16 protein-coding genes are annotated in these 26,054 nt (G+C 65.0%); 7 read left to right on the forward strand and 9 right to left on the reverse strand.

Features of this window, described 5'->3' with window-relative positions; translation table 11 throughout:
- Positions 1–11: 11 nt before the first annotated feature.
- The 3 genes from VN706_05655 to VN706_05665 are packed head-to-tail and all read right to left on the reverse strand — an operon-like array spanning position 12 to position 5,540.
- Positions 12–1,256 carry a hypothetical protein gene (locus tag VN706_05655; GenBank protein ID HXT15093.1) on the reverse strand — a complete coding sequence of 415 codons (1,245 nt, stop codon included), beginning with the start codon at positions 1,254–1,256 and terminating at the stop codon, positions 12–14.
- A gap of 23 nt (positions 1,257–1,279) precedes the next feature.
- Positions 1,280–2,638 carry a phospholipid carrier-dependent glycosyltransferase gene (locus tag VN706_05660; GenBank protein ID HXT15094.1) on the reverse strand — a complete coding sequence of 453 codons (1,359 nt, stop codon included), beginning with the start codon at positions 2,636–2,638 and terminating at the stop codon, positions 1,280–1,282.
- A gap of 1 nt (position 2,639) precedes the next feature.
- Positions 2,640–5,540, reverse strand: coding sequence for a hypothetical protein (locus tag VN706_05665; GenBank protein HXT15095.1), 2,901 nt, complete (start codon positions 5,538–5,540; stop codon positions 2,640–2,642).
- Positions 5,541–5,829: 289 nt separating this feature from the next.
- Between VN706_05665 and VN706_05670 the strand changes: the two genes are divergently transcribed.
- The 5 genes from VN706_05670 (at position 5,830) to VN706_05690 (ending at position 14,153) form a co-directional block, all read left to right on the forward strand.
- Entirely contained in the window at positions 5,830–7,140 is a 1,311-nt protein-coding gene (locus tag VN706_05670) for an FAD-binding oxidoreductase (protein ID HXT15096.1), read from the forward strand.
- A 97-nt stretch (positions 7,141–7,237) separates the two neighbouring features.
- Positions 7,238–8,422, forward strand: a complete 1,185-nt coding sequence (locus tag VN706_05675; GenBank protein HXT15097.1) for a hypothetical protein — start codon at positions 7,238–7,240, stop codon at positions 8,420–8,422.
- Between the two features lie 470 nt (positions 8,423–8,892).
- Positions 8,893–12,156 carry a SusC/RagA family TonB-linked outer membrane protein gene (locus VN706_05680; GenBank protein HXT15098.1) on the forward strand — a complete coding sequence of 1,088 codons (3,264 nt, stop codon included), beginning with the start codon at positions 8,893–8,895 and terminating at the stop codon, positions 12,154–12,156.
- A gap of 180 nt (positions 12,157–12,336) precedes the next feature.
- A complete protein-coding gene (locus tag VN706_05685) occupies positions 12,337–13,686 on the forward strand; it encodes a SusD/RagB family nutrient-binding outer membrane lipoprotein (protein HXT15099.1) in 1,350 nt (449 codons plus the stop codon).
- Positions 13,683–14,153 carry a hypothetical protein gene (locus tag VN706_05690; GenBank protein ID HXT15100.1) on the forward strand — a complete coding sequence of 157 codons (471 nt, stop codon included), beginning with the start codon at positions 13,683–13,685 and terminating at the stop codon, positions 14,151–14,153. The genes VN706_05685 and VN706_05690 overlap by 4 nt, the downstream gene beginning before the upstream one ends.
- Before the next feature lie 29 nt (positions 14,154–14,182).
- On the opposite strand, the gene VN706_05695 is transcribed toward VN706_05690, so the two are convergent.
- Both VN706_05695 and VN706_05700 read right to left on the reverse strand, forming a co-directional pair.
- Entirely contained in the window at positions 14,183–15,160 is a 978-nt protein-coding gene (locus VN706_05695) for an MBL fold metallo-hydrolase (GenBank protein ID HXT15101.1), read from the reverse strand.
- Positions 15,157–16,215: a succinylglutamate desuccinylase/aspartoacylase family protein gene (locus VN706_05700; GenBank protein ID HXT15102.1), complete on the reverse strand. Its 1,059-nt coding sequence runs from the start codon at positions 16,213–16,215 to the stop codon at positions 15,157–15,159. The genes VN706_05695 and VN706_05700 overlap by 4 nt, the downstream gene beginning before the upstream one ends.
- A gap of 157 nt (positions 16,216–16,372) precedes the next feature.
- Between VN706_05700 and VN706_05705 the strand changes: the two genes are divergently transcribed.
- The gene (locus VN706_05705; GenBank protein HXT15103.1) at positions 16,373–17,737 is read left to right on the forward strand and encodes an OFA family MFS transporter; all 1,365 of its coding nucleotides are present in this window, start codon (positions 16,373–16,375) and stop codon (positions 17,735–17,737) included.
- Positions 17,738–17,885: 148 nt separating this feature from the next.
- Here the strand turns inward: VN706_05705 and VN706_05710 are convergent, their stop codons facing one another.
- The 4 genes from VN706_05710 to VN706_05725 form a co-directional block, all read right to left on the reverse strand.
- Entirely contained in the window at positions 17,886–18,776 is an 891-nt protein-coding gene (locus tag VN706_05710) for a hypothetical protein (protein HXT15104.1), read from the reverse strand.
- A 160-nt stretch (positions 18,777–18,936) separates the two neighbouring features.
- A complete protein-coding gene (locus VN706_05715; GenBank protein HXT15105.1) occupies positions 18,937–21,186 on the reverse strand; it encodes a S9 family peptidase in 2,250 nt (749 codons plus the stop codon).
- Between the two features lie 84 nt (positions 21,187–21,270).
- The gene (locus VN706_05720; protein HXT15106.1) at positions 21,271–21,903 is read right to left on the reverse strand and encodes a hypothetical protein; all 633 of its coding nucleotides are present in this window, start codon (positions 21,901–21,903) and stop codon (positions 21,271–21,273) included.
- Positions 21,900–22,517 (reverse strand): hypothetical protein, encoded by a 618-nt coding sequence (locus tag VN706_05725; GenBank protein HXT15107.1) that lies wholly within the window; start codon positions 22,515–22,517, stop codon positions 21,900–21,902. The genes VN706_05720 and VN706_05725 overlap by 4 nt, the downstream gene beginning before the upstream one ends.
- A 107-nt stretch (positions 22,518–22,624) precedes the next feature.
- On the opposite strand from VN706_05725, the gene VN706_05730 reads away from it, so the two are divergent.
- Entirely contained in the window at positions 22,625–26,041 is a 3,417-nt protein-coding gene (locus VN706_05730; protein HXT15108.1) for an amidohydrolase family protein, read from the forward strand.
- Positions 26,042–26,054: the final 13 nt, after the last annotated feature.

The raw sequence follows: 26,054 nt of genomic DNA on the forward strand, positions 1-26,054 counted from the left end.
TACGCCGGCGCTCAGGCCGACAAAACCCGCATCGTCGCGTTGAACGCCGTCTGAGCCTCATACGGATCGTAGACGATGAGGGCCGCCCCGTCGGAACGTCCGCCGTTGGCCGATGCGTACGCCATGAGTGTTTTCGAATACGATTCCGCCGCGGACGGTGCGTCGGCGTCGCCCGGGTGCGACTCGAACAGCTCGTTGAGCGAAGGATGATCGACTGCGCCGGCGAGACCCGTGTCGACCATCGCGACAATGGCGTTGCAGAGAAAGTTGCACAGCAAACCGAGCGGCGTGAACGTGCCCGGACGCGGCTGGTGCACGGAAAACGCCTCGTGCCACATCGCCCGACCGTCCTGCAGCATCGTTCGCAGCGTCGCGTGCTCGGCCGAAAATCGCTCGAGACTGCGCGGTACCTTCCCGGTGAACGCCCAGGGATCGGCGCTCAGTCCATTCAGTAGTGCCTCGGATATACGCTTGCGCTCCATCGATCCCGGCGATGCGCGCCCGACGGCGCGCGCGAGCGTGACGAGCGAGAAGAGCAGCCACGGATAGTCGACGACGTTGTCGGCGCGCATACGGCTGATGTCGCGCTGATACATGAAGCGATGGCCCCATCGCAAATGGCTGCCGAGTGTGGCCGAGCATGCCGTCGCTAGACGGAGCCTGTGATCTTCGTCCAGCGTCCAGACGCGATCGATGAGGGTGTCGTACGCCGGCTCGTGCGGGTGATAGTGCGAGATCGCCACCAGCAACACCGTCTCCGCGTCCTCGACGAAGCGTTGTCCGCTGCCATTGGACCCGTTGAGCGCCGCGACGAGCGACGTCACACGGTCGAAGTTTGCGTTCGGATCGCCATCGTCCCACGCGCGCACCGCGAGCAGGCCGACCAGCGCGAGGAAGTATTGATCGAGCAACAGTGCGAGCGCGGCTCGCCGGCGATCCGGTGGAACGGCGTCCGGCACGCAACGATCGAGCATCAACACGGGCACAGTGTTCTCAGAGAATCGATGCGCGCGGTAGTCCCAACTTTCGAGAACGTGAAACCCTTCGCTACGCGTGCGGGTGTCGAACGTGCGGACGAATCGTTCGAGGGCGAGTGGTCCGTTCGCGGATGGAAAGGTGTTCGTCCGCATCGCCACGCGAAGGCGCGCCAGCGCGCGGGTAAAGTCTCCACTCGCCTCGAGCGTATCGAGAATGGCGCGCCGCCGTTCTCCGGCCAGCGCGTTCTCGAGCAACTCGAGCGCGCCGGCGTAGCTCATCTCAGGGCGTGCGCTGCTCGCACTCATACGAACGTGAACTGCGCGAAGAACAGGAAACCGGCGAGCCACACGCCGACCACCGACCAGTAGCCGGCTTCGGACTGCCACCGCGGAAAACGCCAGCGCTGATCGTCGGCGCGCATCCATCCGGCGAGCAGGCCCAGGAGCCACGCGGTCACCCCCACCGCGATCGTCAGCGCGAACAGATAATGGTAGATGTACATCAGCCGCCTGATGGCGATGAACGGGAGATAATTGATCGCGAACGCCGCCAGGAGAAACACGGTGCCGTACTCGAAACCGCGAAATACAGCTCGGCGACTCATGAACATGACCGATGTCGCCACGACACAGGCGATCGCCGTCCACCACACGAGCGGGTTGCCGACGAGAAAGAGCTTTCGCACATCCGGCCCCGACGGCGCCGAGCTCCAGACCATGATCGGATGCGTGGTGAACGGCCAGGTGTACCATTTGGACGACGCACTGTTCGACGCACCGATCAGCTTCGCGTTGCTGCGCCGAATCGCCGCGTGAACGTCGGCGAGCTTCTGCCAATAGCTCAGGCGAGGGGCGCTCGGATCATAGGTCGCGGAGCCAGGCAGCTGCGCGAGGAAGCGCGCCGGCATGTAGCGGTCGCCGGTTCCGGAATGCGACAGGATAGCGAAGTGCAGTTGAAAGAATCCGAGGTAGAGCAGGGCAGGGATGGCGATGAGCAGCGCCGCTTCGCGAACGACCGTCGCCGCGCGTCGCCGCGCGCGAAACGAATCGATCGCCCACGCGGAGAGAATGAGTCCCAGCGCGGAGGCGCCTGTCCATTTGATGCTGAGCGCGAGCCCGGCAAGCAGTGCCGCGCCCGCAATCCACCAAGCTCGCGTGCCACCGCTTCTCGTGCGCGCGGCGAGGTACGCGCTCAACGCCCCAACGCCCAAGACAATGAGAATGATGTCCGGTACCGCGATGCGTGACATCATCAGCAGACCGTTGTCGAACAAAATGCCGATCGCGCCGAGTGCGGCGACGCGACGGCTTGCGTGAAGCTGCCGCAACAGGAGATAGACCAGCGGCACGAGCGCGGTACCGAACAGCGCCGGTAACACGCGCAGCATGGGCACCGGCACGGGCTGCATGAGCGCCGCCGCTGGAACGTGCAGCAGCCGCGCGGTCAGCGCGAACAGCAGTCGTCCCAGCGGCGGATGGACGTCGAACATGTACGCATGCGTGAGATACGCGCCCGCGAACGGCTCGTAGTAGACCTCGTCGAACACGAACGCGTGCGGCGACGTCAGATGCCAAAAGTGCGTCGCCGCCGACAGCAGCGTGAGAATCCAGAGCTCAGGACGCGACGTGGCGTGCGCGGCAAGCCGCGGTGCAACCGTCACGTCAGCGACCAATCCCTCGCGGATCCGGCTTCACGTTGAACGTCTGCGTGTAGCTCTTGCCGTTCACCGTGAGCCGAGCGGTGAACGTGCCCGTGAGCAATGCGGCGCCGCCACCTCGCCCACCACCGCCACCGCGTCCGCGGCCGCCGCCGGCGTTCGGCGCGACCGGCACCCATACGGCGCGATGCATCCCCGGCGCGCCGGAGAATGGCTGCGGCGTTGTACGCCACAATGGCGACGTGTTCGGAATTCCGTCGGTTCGGCCGCCGCCGCGTCCGCCCGGCGGCGGCGATGCCGTGCTCGCGTCGCTGCTGAACGTGCGCAGCACGTTGCCCGAGGCGTCGAGAATCTCGAGCGTCACCGGCGTCGTCGCCGACTTGATGTAGTAATCGATGACGGCACCTTCCGGCTGATTCGGTGTTTGCGGCTCGTCTTTCTGCAGCGGCGTACCGTTGTCGCCGCCCTGCATGTAATTCACGGCATCGGCAGGCTTGAACAGGTAGGCATCCGCGCTCAGCACCGCCGGCGAAATTTGCCGCAGCGCCGAGATGTCGTCGATCACCCAGAAGCCGCGGCCGTGCGTGCCGACGATGAGATCGTTTTCATAGATCTCGAAATCACGGACCGAGGTCACCGGCAGATTGAGCTGGAGCGGTTGCCAGTTGTCGCCGTCGTCGAACGAGACGAACGCGCCGCGCTCGGTCCCCGCGAAGAGCAACCCCTGCTTGGCCGGGTCTTCCTTGATCGCGTGCACGTACACGCCGCGCGGCAGGCCGTTCGTGATGCGCTGCCAACTCTTGCCCATGTCGCGCGTGCGATAGATGTATGGCTCGAAATCCTGAAGCTGGTGCCGGTCGACGCTGGCGTACGCCCCGTTCGCGTCGAAGTGCGACGCTTCGATGCCGGTGACGCGGCTCCACGCGGTCATCTCGCTCGGCGTCACGTTCTGCCAGGCCTGGCCGTCGTTCGTCGTGACCTGAATGACGCCGTCGTCCGTTCCGATCCAGACCGTCGGTGCGCGGAGCGGAGAAGGGCACACGGCGTAGATGACGCCGCGCTTGGCGTTGCGGTCGGTATGGTTCGCCGTCGTGGCGTCCAGCGTGTTCGGGGTCCCCGGATCAGGACGCGTCAGGTCCGGACTGATCTGCGTCCAGGTCTTCGCGTCGTCGGTGGACTTGAACAATCTGTCATTCGCATAGTATAAAGCGTTCGGATCCGCCTTCGAGAGCACGAGCGGCTGCGTCCAATCGGCGCGATCGCCCTGCTTCTGCGGCGAGGTCGTGCCCGCGATCGGCACGTTGTTCGCCAGGTCGAAGCGCTGGCCACTGCCGCCGAAGATGATCCCCGGGTGCCGAGGGTCGCCCGCCGTCATGCCGCTCTCGCCGCCGGCGCCGATCGGCTCCCAGTCCCGCGTCGAGATCTCGGCGAACTTGCCGCGCGAGCGCACGGCGACCGCCCCCGAGTCCTGCTGTGCGCCCGTTACCCAGTACGGATACCGATAATCCACCGAGACGTGATAGATCTGCGCCGTCGGCTGGTTGAGCCACGAGCTCCAGGTCACGTTGCGCGGATCATCCTCGCGCGCGTTGCGCGAGATGATGGTGCCCTGGTCGCTCGCGACGATCATCGTGTTCGGATCGTCCGGCGAGACCCACGCTTGATGATAGTCGTCGCCGCCCGGCGAACCGCGCAGCGCGACCCACGTCTTGCCCCCGTCCTTGCTGCGCGACACGGCCACGTTCGGGACGTACACGATGTCGGCGTTCTTGGGATCGACCGCGACCTTCTCGAAGTACCAGCCGCGGCCCCAGAGCGCTGGATCGGACGACATGCGCGTCCATGTCGCGCCGGCGTCGTCGGAGCGGAAGAAGCCGCCCTCGCCGCCCGGACCACCGGCTCCGCCGCGGCCGCCGCCGGCACCCTCGGGCGGCGTGGGCGCCGGACCATTGCCTGCCGGTTCGGTATAGAGTTGATCGACGACCGCGTACACGCGGCGCGGATTGCTCGCCGACACCGCGATGCCGCTGCGTCCGATGCCGTTCGGCAGTCCCTTGGAGAGCTGCTTCCACGTCGTGCCGCCGTCGGTCGACTTGAAGATGCCGCCCCCCGGACCGTTCGTCGGCGCGTACGTGTACCAGGGCGGCCGTCGCGTATTCCACAAGCCGGCGTAGACCACGTTCGAGTTGGTCGGGTCGATCACGACCTCGATCGCGCCGACATCATCGTTCTTGAATAACACTTTCTGCCACGTCTTGCCGCCATCGCGCGAACGAAACACGCCGCGATCCGGGCTCGCCGCGTACATCTTGCCGATCGCCGCCACGAACACGGTGTTGGGGTTGCGCGGATCGACCGCGATCTTGCCGATGTGCTGCGTGTCGTCGAGGCCGAGATGGGTCCAGCTGCGGCCGCCATCCGTCGACTTGTACACGCCGCTGCCAAAGCCCATGGAGTCGCGCAGCGTCGACTCGCCGGTGCCGACATACACGGTGTCCGGCGACGACGGCGCGACGACGATCGCGCCGATCGACGCGACCGGCTGCGAGTCGAACACCGGAGTCCACACGCGGCCGGCGTCGATCGTCTTCCACACGCCGCCGTTCGCTGAACCGAAGTAGAACTCGTTGGGACGGCCAGGCACACCGGTCGCCGCGGGGCAGCGTCCGCCGCGGAACGGTCCAAGCATGCGCCAGCGCAGGCCGGAGTAGAGTGACGGATCGATCGGCGGCGTGCCCGCGGCGACGCCTGACGCAACGCCGGCCGACCACGGCGCGGACTCCGACCACGCGACACGGGGTCCGAGAATCGAGAGCGCGGCGCCGACCTGGCCGGCGCGCACGATGAAGTCACGTCGCGTAACTGAAGCAGAGGGGACTTCGGGGAAATCAGTGGAATCGCCCACGAATGGCTCCTGGAAGGTGATGATGCGCACGAAAAAGGTGCATCGAATGGGGCACCTCGCAACAGGTCGTTACAGGATCCACCTCAAAGCTTCAATCTTTCGCGGGCCGGCCGACACCGAAGAGTGGCGCCGACCTCCAGTTGATTGGACTACGACTCAGGTTCGGACCACAGCGTCCCGTGATCTCATGGATTCCGCATGGTCACGGGGCGCTTTCCCAATTCAGTCCTTTTTTTCTGAGCGCCTTTTCAGCGCTTTCGCCCGGCGGACCCGGGCGTAGCTTTCCTGCATGCCTTCGTCTCCGTCCGCCGACGTCGTCATCTGCGGCGCCGGCATCGCCGGTGCGGCGGCGGCGTATCATCTCGCCGTGCGGCACGGCGTCCGGCACGTCGTTCTGATCGACGAGCGCGAGCCGCTCACGTTGACGACCGACAAGGGCACGCAGGGCTATCGCAACTGGTGGCCCGGGCCTGACGACACGATGTGCCGCTTCGTCTCGCGCAGCATCGATCTGCTCGAGGAGACCGCGATCGAGAGCGGCAACGTGTTTCGCTTGAATCGGCGCGGCTATCTCTTCGCTACCGCGGACCCTCGTCAGCTCGAGACGCTCGAGGCCACCGCGCACGCGGTCTCGACGTTCGGCATGGGGCCCGTACGCACGCACATGGATACGAGCGCGTATCAGCCCCATCACGCCGACGGTTTTCTCGATCAGCCGACGGGCGCCGATCTGCTCGTCGGAGCGGCGGCGCGGCGCGCGTTTCCGTATCTCGCTCGCGACACGATTGGCGCGCTGCACGTTCGACGCGCCGGCACGATGAACAGTGTCGCGCTTGGCGCATGGTTCATCACGCGCGCGATGGCGCACGGCGCACGGTTGGTTCGCGATCGCGTGACCGGCGTCGTCACGACGGGCGGACGCGTGCGTGCGGTTCGCCTGGCCTCCGGCGATTCGATCGCCACCGACCGCGTGATCGTCGCCGCCGGTCCGGCCGTTCGCGACTTCGAGGACATGCTCGGCATCGACGTGCCGGTCGTTCACGAATTGCACTCGAAGATGACCGTCCGCGATCCCAAAGCGTTCGTCGCGCGCGATGCGCCGTTCGTGATCTGGAACGATCCCATCACGATCGACGGCGAGCTGTTTCCGGCCGGCATGCACTTTCGGCCCGTCGATCTCGCGGGCGGGGATGAGCTCTATCTCATCTGGACGTTCGAGACCGAGCTCAAGCCGTATGTGTGGCCGCCGTCCTTCGACCAGCGCGCCGGCGACATTTTGCTGCGCGGCTTGGCGCGCATGGTTCCCCCGGCGGCCGCCTACGTTGGTCGCGCAACGGGGCTGATCGACGGCGGATACTACTGTAAGACGCGTGAGAACCGTCCGCTGATCGGCCCGCTGCCGATCGAGGGCGCGTATATGCTGGGGGCGTTGTCCGGCACCGGACTGATGTCGGCGCATGCCGCCGCGGAGCTCTGCGCGCTTCACGTGACCGGGGGAAGACTACCGGACTACGCGCCAACGTTTCTGCCGTCGCGCTACAGCGATGCCTCGTACAACGCCCAGGTCGACCGCTGGGGCGCGCGCGCCGGACAGTTGTAAATCCGAGCGCCAATCCGCGCGTAAACACGAGGGCCACTATCGCCGGGCCGCGCCGCGGGATATGCATACGAATAGGCGAATTTCAGCGAGCGGTACCATGTCTATTCGATCGAAGCTCGGCGCCGCGGCCGCGTTGGTGAGTTTGGCGTGCGCGGCCTCGTTCGTCGAAGCACAGAGTGCGGTGCGCGCCCCGCAGGCGACGCGTTCCACGCAGACGGATCCGCGCTGGTACGCGTGGCTTGGCTGCTGGCAAACCGACACGGCGGGACGCGGAACGCGCTCCACGGTCACGTGCATCGTTCCGGTCAGCGGGTCGTCCGGCGTCGAAGAGCAGACGTTCGTCGACGGCACACGAGTCGCGCGGCAACGTATCGACGCCAATGGGCGATCGCTTGCCGTCGACGCGCAAGGATGTAACGGTACGCAGCTCGCGAGCTGGTCGCCGACCGGCCGTCGTGTGTACCTGCGCTCCGAGTACACGTGCAACACGGGCATCGCCGGCACGTCGCAGTCGATGTTCGCGTTGACGCCGAACGGTGAATGGCTGCAGGTCGAAGACGTGCGCGCCGGCGGCGCGACCGCGGGCGTCGTCAGCGCCGATCGTCTTCGGGCGAGCGCGGTACCGGATGGCCTGCCCAAGGAAGCGGCGATCGCGCTTCAGAGTAATCGCCTGGCAATCGCGACCGCGCGTGCGGCCGCGGCGCGACCGCTGACGTCGGACGACGTGATCGACGCCCTGCACAGCGTCGACGCGTCGGTGGTACGAACGTGGATCTATCAATTCGGCCAGCGCTTCGATCTCACGGGCAATCAGATCAACGCGCTCGCGCGCGCCGACGTACCGGCGACGGTGATGCAGGCGATGGTGGGCAACGCGCCGGACGCCGCGGCCGGGTACGCCGAGCAGATGCATTCGGTGCCGGTGTATCGGGGGACGGTGTTGTCGACGGAGTCGCCGTACGCGTCGTACGGCTACACGAACGGAATGCAGCAGCCCGTCTATCAACAGATGATCTATCAACCCGAAGTGTCGCAGTCGTCGGAGCAGCCGTATTCCGACTACGGCTCATGCGGGTACGGCTACGCGCCCTACGGCGCGTACGGATATTCGCCGTACTCGATGTACAACGCGTGCGGTGTGCCGTTCTCGTATCCGGTGTTCGTCACCGCGTTTCCGCGGAGCACGTTCCGGAATGCTCCGCGCGGCGGGGGGTTGGTTGGCGTTCGGCCCGGATCGCCGCCGCGCGGCGGACGAGGCGGCGGGGGCGGTCGGCGCCGGTAGTCGGACTGCTGTCATCCCTCGCTTCGCTCGGGATGACGATCACAATCACCGCGAACGAAATCACGTGGATTTCGTTCGCGGTTTTTTTGCGCGTGCGCTTCAGCCAGTCGAAGCGAACGCCGCCATATGGCGTTTACACATCGTCCAATTGTCCGCGCGATTTCACGCGCGCGACATACACCAGCAAACTTCTTCAAACTCGAGAAAGCGCGCGTCGCGTCACATGTACAAGGAAAATTTTTCGAGAGCTACACAATCACATAAGACTTTAGTTAAGGTGTCATTCCCGTGTCAGCAAAATGTCAGCAAGTGGCACGCGGTGTGCGGCCCGAGTCGGCGCCGACGAGTTGTCCGTCGTCGCGAGTTTTTTTGTTTCCGTTTTTTTCAGTTTTCTGGTTGGCCGATCGCCCGACTCCCACGGCGACTCGGCGGTTTCACGCTTTCCAGACTTTGCGTCAGGAGACGTTCGCATGTTGTCATTGCGGTCCCGTTGGTACCGCCTGCTCCCACTCGCCGCGCTGATCGCCCTACCGGGCCGGCTCGTGAGCCAGGCCGCAACCATCACCGGACACGTGACCGGAGAGGGCGGTGTTCCGCTCGTCGGCGTCACGGTGTCGATCAACGGCATGGGCCTTGGGTCCATGACCACCACTGACGGTCGTTATTCGTTCACCGTGCCCGCCAGTCGCGTCAGCGGTCAACTCGTCACACTTTCGGCGCGTCGCGTTGGATATGCGCCTGGTACGGCGCAAGTCACGCTGTCGGCAGGCACCATCACGCACGATTTCGTGCTCACCGCGGCCGCGCTGCAGCTCGAGCAGGTCATCGTCACGGGCGCGGGGACGTCGCAAGTCCGTGAGCGCATCGGCAGCACCATCAACAGCGTCGATCCCGCGCAGCTCCAGCGGCAGTCCGTTCCGCAGAACGCGATCTCGGAATTGTCCGGCACCACGCCAAACGTGCGCGTGAACACGCAATCGGGCGAACCCGGCTCGTCGGCGTTCGTGCTCATTCGCGGCGCCACGTCGGTGACCGGCACGAATCAGCCGCTCATCGTCGTCGACAATCAGCCGATCGACAACAGTACGATCTCGACGAACGGCGGCGACGGCTCGACCGTCGCGCAGAATCGCGCGGCCGACCTCAATCCAAACGACATCGAGTCGGTGCAGATCCTGAAGGGCGCGGCGGCGTCCGCGATCTACGGCGCGCGCGCCGCGAATGGCGTCATCCTCATCACGACGAAGAAGGGCGCCAGCGGCCCGACGCGCTACACCTTCGCGTCGACGCAGACCTTCGACAACGTCATCAAGACGTTCCCGCTGCAGCAGCAGTATGGGCAGGGCTCGAACGGCAAGCCCGGCACGTGCACCGATCCGGACTGCAACGCCAGCAGCTTGAGCTGGGGGCCGCTCCTGTCCGGCGTCCCGACGTTCGATCATGGCAAGGAGATCTATGACACCGGCTTGACGAGCGACAATGCGCTCAGCGTCTCCGGCGGCAACAACCGCACGACGTTCTTCCTCTCCGGCGGCCTCACCGACCAGCTCGGAATGATGAAGGGCTCGAACAATCGCTACGATCGCTCGACCGTGCGTCTGTCGGCATCGCATCAACTTCTGAATTCGCTGACGTTCGGCGGCAACTTCTCGTACTTCAACACGCGCGGCGAGTACGTGCAGAAGGGATCGAACACCTCCGGGTTGCTGCTCGGCGCGCTGCGGACGTCGCCCGACTTCAACAACCTGCCGTTCCTGGATCCCGTCTCCGGCCTGCACCGGTCGTATCGCTTTCCGCATCCGACGGCGGCGAGCATCACCGATCCGCGCGGCTACGACAATCCGTTCTTCGTGCTCGACAACCCCGGCAACCGCAGCGAGCTCGGACGATTCCTGGGCAACATGACGGCGAACTGGGTGCCGACGAGCTGGATCGCCGTGAATGAGACGTTCGGCGCCGACAACTACACCGACTCGCGTCTCGAGTCCGCTCCGCTGACTTCGTCCACGGATCCGGTTGGTTTCGTCACGCGCTACACCATCAACAACCTCGAGATCGACCACAACCTGACGGCCACGCTGTCGCACACGTTCAATCCGAACATCGACGCGCGACTCATTCTTGGCCAGAACCTCAACTCGCGGCGCTATCGCGACGTGTACATCTTCGGCGATCAGCTCATCGCGCCGACGCCGTTCGCGATTCAGAACACGGTCAGCTACACGCCGACCGAGACGCGTTCGCTCCGCCACATTCAGGCGTACTTCACACAGGCCGAGCTGGATTTCTACAACCAGCTGCACGTGACGGCGGGCGCTCGCGACGATGGATTCTCGACGTTCGGTTCCGGCAACAAGACGGCGCTCTATCCGAAGATCGACGCCGCATGGACGTTCACGAATTGGTTGAACCACGGCGCGAGCACGGGCAACGAGTGGATCACCAACGGTCGGTTGCGCGCGGCCTACGGTGAGACCGGCCGTGAGCCGCCCGCGTATGCGGCGATCAGCGCGCTGTCGTCCACGAGCACATTCGGGTCGGGCTTCGGCGACGTGATCGGCTCGAAGCAAAGCGGGCAGGGCGGCCTCGTCACGGGCAGCAACCTCGGCAACCCGAATCTCAAGCCCGAGCGCGATCGCGAAGCGGAAGCCGGACTCGATTTCGGCTTCTGGGGAACGCGCTCCGACTTCAGTTTCACGTTTTATAACAAGCGGTCGACGGACGTGATCCTTCCGGCCCCGGTGAATGCCGCGTCGACCGGTGCGTTCACGGAGCTCGTGAACGGCGCGACGCTGACGAACAAGGGCGTCGAGCTGACGCTGAACGTGCGTCCGTACACGTCGCAGAACGTCGACTTCAGCATCGGCGGCAACTGGGCGCGCAACCGCGGACGCGTAGAGTCGCTGCTCGAGGGCGTGCAGTTCATTCCGTACAACACCGAAGGCTTCACGGGGGCGATCGGATCGTCGACGGTCGGCTTCGCGCCGGGCGTGCTCCGCGGCAACGATTGGATTCGCTGTGGCCTCGGCCAGCAGCAAGTGTTGCCGGGAACCGGCGGCGCGGTCGTGAGCGTCGATTCGGCGTGCGGCGCGAGCGCGAAGAAGGGCGCGCTCTATCTCTCGGCGAACGGACAGCCCGTCGCGAATCCTGACGAGCAGGTGATCGCCGATCCGAATCCGAAATGGTCCGGCGGCGTCAACGGTTTGCTGCGTGTCGGCAAGTTCCAGTTTTCGACGCTGTTCGACTTGCGTCACGGCGGCCAGGTTTGGGACGGCACGCGGTCCGCGCTCGATCGTTTCGGCACGGCGCTGGAGACCGACGTGCGCAGTCAACAGGGCGTGTTCGGGCAGAACGTGCTTGCGGGGCAGGCGGTCGCCGGCCCGGGCGCCGGCGTAGTGGCCTTCAAGACGCCGGCGGATTGGCAGGCGTGGTACACCGGTCCTGGCGGGAGCGCCGGTACGGTGCAGTCCCAGTTCGTCGAGGACGGCAGCTTCGTGAAGTGGCGCGAGCTGTCGGTGATCTACACGCTCGACAACGCCTGGCTGCACTCGAAGATGGGCTTGAGCAGCGCGCTCATTCGCGTTGCCGGCCGCAACCTGCACACCTGGACCAAGTATCAGGGTCTCGATCCTGAGACCAACCTCGGCGGGGCCGAGTTCCTGACGCAGGGCATCGACTTCTTCCAGAATCCGCAGACGCGCTCGTTCGTCGTCTCGGTCACGCTCAACCGTTGAATCCAGCATTTCGAGCGGAGGCGCGCAGCGTCGAAGCGAGAAACCATGAATCGTCAATGCGGAATTTCGAGCGGAGGCGCGCAGCGCCGAAGCGCGAAACCATGAATCGTCAATGCGGAATTTCGAGCGGAGGCGCGCAGCGCCGAAGCGAGAAACCATAAAGGAGAACATCGAGTCTTTATGAATAAGAAACTAATCATCGGGCTGATTGGCGCGTCGGCGCTGCTCGTGGCCTGTGGGGACAACTTCCTCACGGGCGGCGAGCTGACCAACGACCCCAATCGCCCGACGCAGGCGACGAGCGGCCAGCTCCTCACCGGCATCGAGGCCAACGTGTGGGCGCAGCTGCAAAGCGACCCCGCGCGCGTGACCAACATGTGGGTGCAGCAGCTCCAGGGCGAGATCCAGCAGTATTTCGCGATCTACAATTATCAGGTGGACGAGCAGACGACGAACGGCTTCCAGGTGTCGCTCTACACGGGCGGCGGCCTGGTGGACATTCGAAAGCTCGAATCGCAGGCCGCCGCGTCGCACGACAGTCTAACGCTGGGGATCGCGCAGACGATGGAAGCTCTGCTCGTCGGGACGGGCGCCGACATGTTCGGCAACCTGACGTACACGCAGGCGTTGACGAGCACGCTCAATCCGACGCTCGACAGCCAGCTCGCGATTTACGACTCGGTACAGTCGCTGCTCACGCAGGCTGTCAAGAACATGGCGGCGTCGGGCCCGAGCAACGCGGGGCCCGGAAGCAACGATCTGGCCTACGGCGGCGACGCCGCGAGCTGGATCCGCCTGGCGCACACACTCAAGGCGCGCTACCTGATGCACACCGCGGAAGTCCGTTCGACGGTCTATCCGCAGGTGCTGGCGGAAGCGAAGCAGGGCATCACCGATCCATCACAGAACTTCAATGCGGTGTTCTCCGGCAACGCCAACGAGCAGAACTTCTGGTATCAGTTCGACGTTGTGCAACGAACGGGCTACCTCGCGCCCGACCCGCAGTTCGTCGCCTTGTTGAAGTCGAGGAATGATCCGCGACTGGGCGCCTACTTCAACGCCGATCTCACCGACTTGAACGATTCGCTGATCGCGCCGAACCACACGCAGCCGATCGTCACGGCGAACGAAGGCTTGCTGCTCGCCGCCGAGGCGGCGCAGCGCACGGGCGACAATGCGACCGCGCTCACGGACCTCAATCAGGAGCGTGCACTCAACGGCCTGCCGGCCGAGGCGGCCGGACTCACGGGACGAGCACTGTTGTCCGAAATCTTGATCGAGGAGTACATCGCCGACTTCCAGAACCTCGAAGCGTGGAATCTGTACAAGCGCACCTGTACGCCGAACCTCGTGCCGGTGACCACCGGGGGCAGTTTCAACGGCAAGATCCCGGCGCGCTTCCCGTACGATGCGAGCGAGCGGAACACCAACAGCAACATCCCGCCGCTCAGCCAGCAGCCGGCACGCAACCCGAACGACCCGGCCAACGCAACCTCGGACGGCACCGGCGGCAAGTGCCTCGGGCAGTGATTAGTAAACGAGTATTCAAGAACTATACGATCCTGACGGCAACCGTCCCGGCGATCATCGTCGGGACGGGGTGTTACGGCTACGAATCGGCGCCGCGCACCGCCGTGCGGCCCGGCCAGTCGGTGCGCGTCACGCTGACGCCGGCCGGCGCGGCCGCGCTCGCCGGCAGCATCGGACCCGGCGCCACGTCGCTCGACGGGCGGATCGTGCGGCGCACGGACACGGAGCTCACGCTCGCGCTCACACAGGTGGCCCGTGGACCCGATCAGCCTGAGGAATTTCTCCAGAACGAGCCGCTGACGATGTCGTTCGCGAACGGCGAGACGTTCGCCGTCCGAGGGCTCGACAAGACGCGCACCGCGCTCACCGTCGGCGGAATCGCGGCGCTCGTCATCGCCGGCAAGGCGTTCATCAGCCAGCCGGGCATTTTCACCACGAAGGGCGGCGTCTCGCAGTCCACGAAGTAGTCAGGGAAGCAAGCCGCCGCCGCCGCGAGCTACTTGGCGTCGAGCACCTTGTACCACGCCTCGAACGCGCGGGGATAGAAGGCTTTGCTGAACAGCGTCCATTCGCCGAGCGACGCCGGCAGCGTGAACTGCGCGCCGGCGTCGGCGGCGGTTTTGCCCGCGGCGTGCGCGGCGCGGGCCGCCTGCTCCACCTCGTCGATCATCGCCACATACCGGTCGTAGTCCGCGGCGTGGCCGATCGCGCCGTGACCGGGGACGTATGTGATGTTCGAGCCGCCCCGCAACGCACGCACCGACGCCGACAACTTATTGGGAATGGCATCGACGTAATTCGGGAACATCGCGTTCCAGAACAGATCACCGGTGAAGATCACGTTCTGATCCGCCAGCTCGAGTGACACGTCGCTCTCGGTATGTCCGTCGCGCGGCACGACACGCACTGAACGCCCGCCGAGGTCGAGCTCCGTGTTGGCAGCGGACGAGAGAAATACCACGTCCTTCATTGCGGCGACGCGATTCGGATCCGCCGGCTGGATGTTCCGGGTCACGACGAGGTCGCGCGTTCGCTCCGTCGCCCGCAGCACCGGATGCTCGCCGTCCTGGAGATATCCCGCCACGCCGTTTGCATGATCGGCGTGATAGTGCGTGAGCGCGACGTGCGTCGGCCATCGGCCGGTGAGCTCCTTCGCACGATTCGCCAACCACACGGCGCCCTGCGGTCGATTGAATCCCTCGATGGCGAGCACCGCGTTTTTGCCGGCGACGATGGCGCCGTTCGACACGGTGGTCGAATCACCCGTCAGCGGTGTCGAGATGAGCGCCCACACATTGTCCGCGACGCGCTCGAGATTCCCGAACGGCTCGCGGGCCACGACGGCGCCGCGCGGTGTCGCCCACGCCGCGCGTAACGCGCGCGGCATGACCGCGGCCGCCAACGCGAGATGCGCCGCGCACGAGGTCCCGCGCGCCAAAAAGTCGCGGCGGTCGATCCGTGAGTCTTTGCTCATCGTCCCGGCATCCTCCATTGGCCCGGGCTCGGCAGCACCGGTGCGATGTTGACCAGCGTCGCGCCGACCCACATCGACGGCACGCCGCGAATGAACGTGACCAATCCGTCGCTGCCCGCGACGACGTCGCCTGTTGGCCGGCCGAGGAAGTCCGTGGTGTGTCCAACGATCTGACCTTTCTTCACGCGCGTGTCGCGCGCGACCGCCGGCGTGAACGCACCGGCACTCTTCGCGGCGATGCGCTCGCCCGCGCCGCCGAGCCACACCGGATGCGCGACCGTCGTGACCTTCCGCTGAATCATCCCCAATGTGGCGAGCACGTTTAGAGAACCGTCGACGAGTGATTTCAGATCGCCCGGCGCGACGACACCGCTCCGTCCCGCCTCGGCGACGAGCACCGTCTTGCCGCGCGACAGCGCCTGACCCGACAGCGAGCGCCCGTTGTTCGGATCGGCGTCGCTCACGATGATGTGGTCGAGGCCGAACGCGAGCGCGAGCTCGAGACCCGCGGAATCCTGCGCGGCGCGGCCGCCGCGGAACCAGTAGCTGTACGGGCGTAAATCTTCGTCGAGATCGCCGCCGTGCAGATCGACCACGACGTCCGCCGGCGCCACGACGCGCTCGGTGATCGCCGCCAGCGCGCGCGGCGTCTGCGTGCCGTTGGGATCGCCCGGATACAACCCATTCATGCTCTTGCGATCGATCGGATTGACGTGCGGCGTCATCTGCAGGAACGAGGCGACGTTGAGCAGCGGCACGACGATCACCGTGCCGCTGAGCTTCGTCGCGTCGATGCGCGGAATCAGCCGCTGCATCGCGACGATCGATGAGTACTCGGTGCCGTGCGCGCCCGACACGAACGCGACGACGGGCCCCGGCTTCACGCCGCGGATGACCGCGACCGGAATCGACAGCGCGGAATCGGAACCGGCGGCCACATCGATCGTACCATACGCGGTGATGCCCGGTGCGGCCGACGCCGTACCGACGGTGAACGACGCGTTCTGTGCGCCGAGGGTCGTGGCACAACCGAGGAAGAAAAGAGAGAGTCTCATGGTGGGGACCTTGCGAGTCAGTCCGGCAAAACCTTGTCAGTCCCGCAAAGCTACCTTGTCATCCCGAGCGCAGCGAGGGATCTTCTGGTCCGATAGAGTGACCCGTCTCTCTATCGGGATGCAAGATTCCTCGCTTCGCTCGGAATGACACCGCTCCATGCCCTTCCTCGACCGCGACCACTCCATCGCCGACGAACACTTCTCGCGCTGGCTCGTGCCGCCCGCCGCGCTGGCCATTCATCTGTCGATCGGGCAGGCGTACGCGTTCAGCGTGTTCAACCTCCCGCTCTCGCGCTTGAACGGCGGCACCGAATCGGCGCCGGGCGACTGGAAGCTCAGCAGCATCGGCTGGATCTTCAGCCTCGCCATCGTCTTCCTCGGCCTCTCGGCGGCGGTGTTTGGCGCGTGGCTCGAGCGGGTCGGCCCGCGCCGCGCGATGCTCACGTCCGCGCTCTGTTTCGCCGGCGGGTTCGAAGTGGCGGCGATCGGCGTCGTCATCCACAGCTTCTGGATCGTGCTGCTCGGCTACGGTGTCCTCGGCGGCATTGGGTTGGGACTCGGCTACATCTCGCCGGTGTCGACGCTCATCAAGTGGTTTCCCGATCGCCCCGGAATGGCAACGGGTCTCGCGATCATGGGCTTCGGCGGCGGCGCGATGATCGCGTCGCCGCTTTCGACTATGCTCATGGCGCACTTCAAGCCTGTCGCGCCGCAAGGCGTTGCGCCGACGTTCGCCGTGATGGGCGCGCTCTATTTCATTTTCATGATGTTCGGCGTGCTCACGGTGCGCGTGCCGCGTCCGGGATGGAAACCGGCGGGATGGACGCCGGTCGCCGGCGCGCAGCGATTGGTCACGACGTCCAACGTCTCGGCCGATCGCGCGATTCGCACGCCGCAATTCTGGTTGTTATGGCTGGTGTTGTGTCTCAACGTCACCGCGGGCATTGGCGTGTTGAGCGTCGCATCGCCGATGATTCAGGAGATGTTTCCCGGACGCATCTCCGTCAGCGCCGCCGCGGGGTTCGTCGGCCTCTTGAGCCTCGCCAACATGGGCGGGCGCATCGGCTGGTCGTCGTTTTCGGACGTCGTGGGCCGGAAGGCGGTGTATGCCACGTTCTTTTTGCTGGGCGCCGCGCTCTACGCATTCGTACCGACGTTCGGCCGGGCAGGGAACGTCGTGCTGTTCGTCGCCGGCGACGTGGTCATCCTGAGCATGTACGGCGGCGGTTTCGCGACGATACCGGCCTATTTGCGCGATCTGTTCGGCGTGATGCAAGTCGGCGCCATTCATGGCCGCCTGCTCACGGCGTGGTCGACGGCCGGCGTGCTGGGACCCGTGCTCGTCAACTACATTCGTGAATATGAAATTGCTCATGGCGTCGCGAAGGCCGACGCGTACACCACGACGATGCACGTGATGGTGGCGTTGCTCTGCGCCGGCTTCGTCTGCAACGCGCTCGTGCGGCCGGTCGATGCGCGGCACGCGGCGACGGACGATGCGCCGTTGGCGGTGAGCACATGAAACTGCGCATCGTCCTGTCCTGGGCCGTCGTCGGCCTGCCGCTCGCGTGGGGCGTGTGGCAGGTCGCGGTGAAATCGATGGATCTGTTCAAGTGACCGACATGTCATCCTGACCCTTCGCTACGCTCAGGGTCAGGATGACACAACGACTACTTCACCACGATGTCCTTCACCATGCCATGCTCGGCGTGCATCTTCCCGTCCTTGCCGTCCGGAATGAGGCAGAGCAGGGCGTAGTCCCCAGGCGTCACGTCGACCGTGTAGTACACCGCGGACCCGGGCACGATGGCCGACGTGCCTCCGATCGCATCGCCCGGCGGCGGGCCGGCAGGCTTCGCGATCCACGCCAACACATCCTTCGCCGATTTCCCGGCCGCCGGCCGAGCCATCTCGATCTCGTGCGGCTGCGGGCCCCTGTTCACGATCTTGATCGTGTGCTTGCCGGGCGTGAGCGTGCCCGTCACGTCGAAGTTGTAGTCGTAGAGCGTCACCGTCATGTCCGCGGTGGGCTCGGCCATGGGCGTGCCGACGGCGGGCGTCACTGTCAGCGGCTGGAACATGCCCTTCGCGAAGTGCGGCACGTGATCCGGCAGGTCGACGAGGCAGAGCAACACATAGTTGCCCGGTGCGAGGTTCATCGTGAGGCTCGACTCGCCGTGCGGATTCGGCGCGTTCGGACCGCCGACGAATGCGGCCCACATCGGCGGCGGACCGGGATTCTTCATCGCCGCGGCGAGATCGTTCGCCGTCTTGCCGCTGTCCAGACGCACGAGCTGTACGTGATGGAGATTCGGCCCGTCATTCACGAGATGGAACGTCGTCCATCCGGCGCTGATCGACGACGGCGCTTCGAACGCGAAATCGTGCGCGTACACGGTCGCGACATGCGTCGCGGGATCGAACGAGCCGCGCGACGCGGCGGCCGCGGGTGCCCCCGACTGCGCGACTTTGGTGGTGTCAATCCTGGAAGAGTCCTTGGCGGCGCACGCGACAAGGCCGGCGGCTGCGAACAAGACAACGATGAAAGACAAACGATGCATGGTGGGATTTGGGGATGAGGGTGACCGTACGTCCGGTGTTCACGCAAAGATGGACGGTGACACGGCCGACGCAAGCGGCACGGCGCAATCGATCCGGCCCGCTGTCGGCGCGGGGCAGTGCCCAGCGCCGAGCGACCCTCGAGATACGACGCGGTCGGCGTTACGGTTTCACGCTCTGCTGCGTTTCCGCGCGGGGCTTGAGCCAGCGATTCAGGAACTCGAATTCGACCTGATTGATGAGCCGCAGCGATTGCATATTGTATGCAGCGCCGTGGCGCCCCGGCGGATAGATCCGCTCCTCGATGTCCTTGCCGAGATTCGAGAACGCCGTGAAGAGCTGCATGGTGTTCTGCGGATGGACATTGTCGTCCATCATCGAATGAATCATGAGCAGCTTGCCGTTCAACTTGCTCGCGTTCTCCACGACCGAGCTCGCGACGTACCCCTGCGGGTTGTCGCCCAGCGTCGACATGTAGCGCTCGGTGTAGATAGTGTCGTACAGCCGCCAGTCAGCGACACCGGAATTGGCGCTGCCCGCCGCGAAGACGTCGGGATACATCTCCATCGTGTACATCGTGCTGTAGCCGCCGTAGCTCGTGCCCATGATGCCGATGTGCGCGCCATCCACGTATGGCAGCGTACGCAAATGCTTCGCGGTCTCGGCGAAATCGTGTGCCTCGTAGTGTCCAAGCTGCTTGTAGACGACTTTCATGAAGTCGCGGCCGTAGTTGTTCGTGCCGCGATTGTTCACGTCCACGACGATGTAGCCGTTCTGCGCGAGCCATTGTTTCCACCCGGAGGCATCGAACTGATTGTACACGTCCTGCGATCCCGGCCCGCCGTAGATCGTGAACACGACCGGATATTTCCGCGACGGATCGAACGGAATCGGCTTCATCATCGAGGCATCGATCTTCACCCCATCCGACGTCGTGAAGCTGAACGGCTCGGCGGGACTGTACGCGTGTGTCTTGAGCCACTCCGTCGTCGGCGCGTTGGCTTCCATCGTTCGCACCTTCCCGCTGGCCGTCGACCAGAGCTCGACCTGTCGCGGCTGAGTCACGGATGACCAGCTGTCGATGAAGTACTGCGCGTTGGGCGACATGTCGATCGCGTGGCGCCCCGGCGTCATCGTGATGCGCTTGAGTCCCGTACCATCGAAACTCACCTGCCACAACTGCCGCTCGAGCGGCGACGGATCCGTCGACGTGAAGTAGATGATCCGCTTCGACGGATCGACGCCTTCGATGCGCGTCACGCTCCAGTCGCCCTTCGTGACCTGCTGAATGAGCTTGCCCGAATAGTCGTAACGATAGATGTGTTGGTAGCCCGTGCGGTCCGACACCCAGAAGAATTCGCGCGCGTGCTCGGGGAACGTCATCAGATCCTGCACGCCGGCGTAGAAGTCGTACACGTCGATCCACGTCGGCGACGTCTCGTCCATCACTTGGCGCGAGCCGCCGGACGTGACGTCGAAGAAGAACATCTTCATCTCGTTCTGCTTGCGATTGAGTACGATCATCGCGAGCGTGTCGGGGCTCGACGTCCAGTACACGCGCGGGATGTAGAATTCGCCCGTCTGATGTGGATCGAGCCACACCTTCGTTCCACTCTTCACGTCGAGCACGCCGATGCGCGCCGTTGGATTCGTGTCTCCCGGCTGTGGAATACGCAGCTTGTCCCACGTGGGATGCTGGCCGCTGAAATCGGACAGCTGAATCTCCGGCTCTTTCGTCTCGTCGACCTGCCAGAACGCGATGTGTCGGCTGTCGGGCGACCAGTTCCACGCCTGTGCCAGCCCGAATTCTTCTTCGTACACCCAATCAAAGTGGCCGTTGAACACGTGCTCCGTGGCGTCGGACGTCAGCTGCTTCTCATGCTGCGTCGGGAGATCGACCACGTACATGTTCCCGCCGCGCTCCTCGCCGAGCATCGTGCCGTCAGGCGACAGCTCGGCGGTCCGCGCCCCGCGACCGCCGAGCTGCAGGGAATGTGACGCCAATGAGTAGATGTAGAAGTCGGAGGTCCCTGACCGGCGATAGAGCTGCTGAAAGTTCGTCTGGAAGATAATGTTCTTGAAGTCGCGCGCCCACTGAAACCCCTCGTACAGGAACGGGTTCGTCGTTCCGGGGAAGTTGAGATTCTCACCGGAGAAGAGCAGGGAATCGCGCCCCGTGGCGGGATCGTAAGAGCGGATCAACTGGCGATGCGTCGCGGGATCGTTCGTGATGAAGGAGAACCGTTTGCCGCCGTCGAGCCATTGCACGTTGAGCGGCGCGCCTCGGCCGGCGAGAATGCCGCTCGTCTGCAGTGCGTCGTTGAGCGAGGCGAGCCGCTGTTTTTGCTGCGCCGATACGATCTGAGCGGGGAAGATCGCAAGCGCGATCAGAAGGGCGAGACGACGATGCATGGACGAAAAATGAAGGTCGGAGTGAACCTGCGTTGTCGAACTATTGTCTAGGTATTGTTCAACTGCTGTCTAACTCTTGTTCAACTATGGCTTGTGTGGCCGGCTGGGACTCGACTCGAGCAGAGTGACGCCAGAAAACCGCGAAAGCCAGACGAGGTTGCACGGCACACCCAACCGCGCGAGTTGCTGCTCCATGTGTCGCTCATGCTCGGCGTCGGCGGTACCGAAGTGAAGGCGATTCGTCGCCTCGTCGATGTCGTTCATCGTCGCGCCGGTGACATTTGCCTGGAGATAGCCCATCCAGTCGAACAGCTGCGCCCAACTCCAACGCGCTTTGCGAACGGTGGACAACGAATCGACCGGTATGCCGGCAGCGCGCAGCAACGGCTCCGCCGCGGCGCGTTGCGTCGTGTCGACGAGCCAATACGAATACCACGACACGCGATACACATTGGTATTCTGCGCCGGAACCAGCCCCGCGAAGCCGCCCGGCGTCGTGCGCGAAATGTCCGCCCACCGATCGTCAGGCAGTCCGCGGTGATACGGCCTCACCTTATCGGTCGCGAGCGAAAGGGCCGGCGAATCCGCCGAGCACGCGTGGCCGACGTTCGCCCAGTGTCCACCATCGTTGGCCGGTGGCGCGGACGGCGCAGTCGTACCATGCGAGAGACGGCACGCCGCGAGAAGTACACACGCGCCAATCCACGTTCGCTTCACGGCCGCTTCTCGAACGTCGCAAATCCCTGCTGAATCACCCACACCAGATTGCACGGCAGATTCAACTGCTGGAGATTCGTTTCGAACGCTCGCAACGCGACCGTATCGGGCACGCCGAAACTCAGGCGATTGTTGACTTCGTCGATGTCGTCAAATGAGATCGACGGCGTGCGCAGGTTCCGCTCGATGAACCCCATCCAGTCGTGCAGCTGCGCGAAATCCCAGCGGGCTTGGCGGACGACGGAGCTCGAGCTGACGGGCAAGCCCGCCGCGCGAAGCTGCGGCTCGGCAACCGAGCGCTTGCCGGGATCGACCAGCAAGTATGTGAACTGTCCATTGTCGACGAACAGCCCCGCGAATCCACCGGGGATTGTTCGCGCGAGCCGCGCCCACGTATCGTCGGGCTCACCGCGAACATAAGTCTGATTCTCAGATGCCGGCAGCGACGACGCCGGCGAGTCGTCGGAGCAAGCACGCCCCACGTCCGCCCAGCGGGGCAGCGGACCGCTCGCCCGAACCCCGACCTGCTCCGTCATCGCCGACCCGCACGCCGTGGCACCGCACACCATGAGCAGCGCCGCGAGCTCACGAAGTCGCCTCTGAATCGACCGCATCCCGAAATCTATCTCGCGGAAGGGTTGCCGGGCGCGCGCACGGCGAACAGTATCAACAGGCTCGTCCACGACGAGCATCTCGATTCTTCCATTCGCCGAGGCGATGTATGCGCCCCCGTCTCCTGCAGTCCGTCGCGCCGCGATTCGCCGCTGCGACGCTCATCAGTCTTTCGATACTCGCGACTCCGCTCGCCGCGCAACGCGGCGGCCGCGGCAACGACTCCACCGGCGGACGCGGCGCAGGCCTGCCGCTCACGCCCACGCACCCCCTCAAGTTCACCACCGACGAGGGCACCTGGCTCTCGCTCGACCTCTCGCCCGACGGACGCACAATCGTCTTCGAGATGCTCGGCGACCTCTACACGCTGCCCGTCACGGGCGGCAAAGCGACGCGCATTACGAGCGGCCAGGCGTACGACGCGATGCCGCACTATTCGCCCGACGGAAAATCGATCGTGTTCGTGAGCGATCGCTCGCAGTCGGACAATATCTGGATCGCCGAGGCGGATGGTTCGCATCCGCGCGCGCTCACGCGCGATGCGACGAATCAGCATTTCCAGTCGCCGACGTTCACGCCCGACGGCAAGTACGTCATCGCGTCGAAGGGCAACGACCTGTACATGTATTACGCGAACGGCGGTCCGGAAAACGGCCTCCGTCTGACCGGTGACTCCGCGGCGGGCGGGCGTGGCGCCGCGGCCGGTGGTGGGCGCGGGGGCGGCGCGGCGCCGAACGTCTTCCTTGGTCCCGCGATCGGAAAGGACGGTCGCTACGTCTACACCGCCATGCGCAACAGCACCGGCGGCGGCTATAACCAGACGTCGCTCGGCTGGCAGATCGGTGTGCTCGATCGCGAGACGGGACATCTCTTCACGAAGACGAACGCCGTCGGCAGCGCGATGCGTCCCGAGCTCAGTCCGGACGGCAAGTGGCTGGCCTACGGCACGCGCAACAACGCCGACGAGTCGTTGATCCTGCGCGACTTGTCGACCGGCGATGAGCATATGCTCATTCCAAAGATTCAACGCGACGATCAGGAGTCCCGCGCCAATCGCGATCTCTTGCCCACCTACGCGTTCACGCCCGATTCGCGGTCGATCATCATCGCGCATCACGGCCATTTCTGGAGCGCCGACGTCGCCACCAGCAAGGAGACGATGATCCCGTTCTCGGCGGACGTCGATCAAATGATCGCCGGGCCGACGCACGAATCGTTCACGTTCAACGATTCGTCGATGACCGTGCGGCAGATTCGCGACGTGAAGGCGTCACCCGACGGCAAGCGGCTGGCGTTCGTCGCGCTCGATCGCGTGTGGACAATGGACCTTCCCGCGGGAACGCCCAAGCGCCTGGCGCCGAGCGAGAACGTTGGTGAGTTCCAGCCGGCGTGGTCGCCGGACGGGCAGTACATCGCGTATGTCACGTGGAATGACATCGACGGCGGAACCGTCACGCGCATGCGCGCCGATGGCTCGGGCCGGCCGGAGAAGCTGAGCGCCAAACCGGCGTACTACGAGAAGCCGGCATTCTCGAATGACGGTCGGCGCATTGTCGTCGGTCGCGGTCCGCGCAACATGCGTGTCGATCTCGAGGAGCTCGAGCGTCCGCCGCAGGCGGCGGTCGGTGTGGAATTGGTGTGGCTGCCGTCGAACGGCGGAGCGGAGACGGTCATCTCACCGATCGCGAATTTTGGCCGGCCGCACTTCGTGCATGGTGATTCGACGCGCGTCTACTTCGCCGAGGGCAGCGCGCTCGTCTCGATGCGATGGGACGGCACGGATCAGAAGACGATTCTGCGCGCCGGCGGCGGCGGTGGTGGACGCGGCGGCGGCGGTGGTGGTGGCGAAATGATGATGTCGCCGGACGGCAGCAAGATTCTCGTGCAGGTGAACGATCAGGCCGGCCCGCGCGCCTACGTCGTGGAAGAGGTGCCGGAAATGCCCAACGGCGCCACGATCAACGTGACGAGTCCCGCGCAGTCCGAGGTACCGGTACGTCAGATCACGACGATCGGCGGCGAGTTTTCATCGTGGGGCAACGACAGCCGGCACATCTTTTACGGGCTGGGTCACTCCCTGTTCACGTACGATCTCGATGCGGCGGATCGCGCGGTGCACGACTCGATCACGGCGGTCGCGGCGCGCGCCGATTCGGCTGGTGCCGGCGGCGGTGGACGTGGCGCCGGCGGCGGTCGCGGTGGTGCGCCGGCGAAGCCGATCTACGAGGCGTCGCGGCACGATGTGGTGATCACCGTGCCGAAGGATCGCCCCAGCGGTGTGGTAGCGCTGCGCGGGGCGCGGATCATCACGATGAAAGGCGACGAGGTGATCGCGAAGGGCGACATCGTCGTGCGAGACAATCGTATTATCGCGGTGGGGCCGCAGGGCAAGGTGAACATTCCGTCGGGCGCGAAGACCATTGACGTGACGGGCAAGACGATCCTGCCCGGCTACGTCGACGTGCACGCGCACATCTGGCCGGCGTTCAACGTGCACCGCTCGCAGCCGTTCGAGTATCTGATCAACCTCGCGTACGGTGTCACGACGACGCGCGATCCGCAGACGTCGACGACCGACGTGCTGTCGTACTCCGACATGGTCGAGGCGGGCGAGTTCATCGGCCCGCGCATTCTCGCCACGGGACCGGGCGTCTTCCAGGCGACGAACATTCGCACGCTCGACGAGGCGCGCGACGTCCTGCGCAAGTATTCAGAATTCTACAATACCGAAACTATCAAGCAGTACATGTCGGGCGACCGCCGCACGCGGCAGCTCATCATGATGGCGGCGCACGAACAGCATCTGCTGCCGACGCTCGAGGGCGGCCTCGACTTCAAGAAAAACATGACCGAGGCCATGGACGGCTACGCCGGCATCGAGCACACGCTGCCGATCGCGCCGCTGTACAAGGACGTGCTGACCATGCTCGCCCAGTCCGGTACGACGTGGACGCCAACGCTGATCGTGCAGTACGGCGGCCCGTGGGCGGAGAACTACTGGTACGAGCATTCGGACGTCGTGGATGATCCGAAGCTCAACCGCTTCACGCCGCGCGACGTGGTCGAGCGCAAGGCGCTGCGCCGCCCGGGCTGGTGGGCGCCGTCACAGTGGTCGTTCCAACTGTTCGCCGAGCAGGCCGCCAAGGTGATCGCGGCGGGTGGTCGCGTCGGCATGGGCAGCCACGGCCAGTTGCAGGGGCTTGGCGCGCAATGGGAGATCTGGAACATCGCGTCCGGCGGCATGCCTCGGCATGACGTCCTCAAGGTCGCGACGATCTACGGCGCCTACTCGATCGGCCACGAGAAGGACCTGGGCTCGCTCGAGGCCGGGAAGCTCGCGGACCTTCAGGTGCTGGACAAGAATCCGCTCGACGACATCAAGAACACGAACACCATTCGCTACGTGATGAAGAACGGGCGGATGTACGACGCCAACACCATGAGCGAAGTGTGGCCGCGCCAGCGGCAAGTGGCGAAGCTCTGGTGGTGGCAGAACCAGTTGTCCGGGAACGGGCAGGATAAGTAGCTGCCCGGATGAC

Source organism: Gemmatimonadaceae bacterium (assembly GCA_035606695.1).
Taxonomy (GTDB): Bacteria; Gemmatimonadota; Gemmatimonadetes; order Gemmatimonadales; family Gemmatimonadaceae; genus JAQBQB01.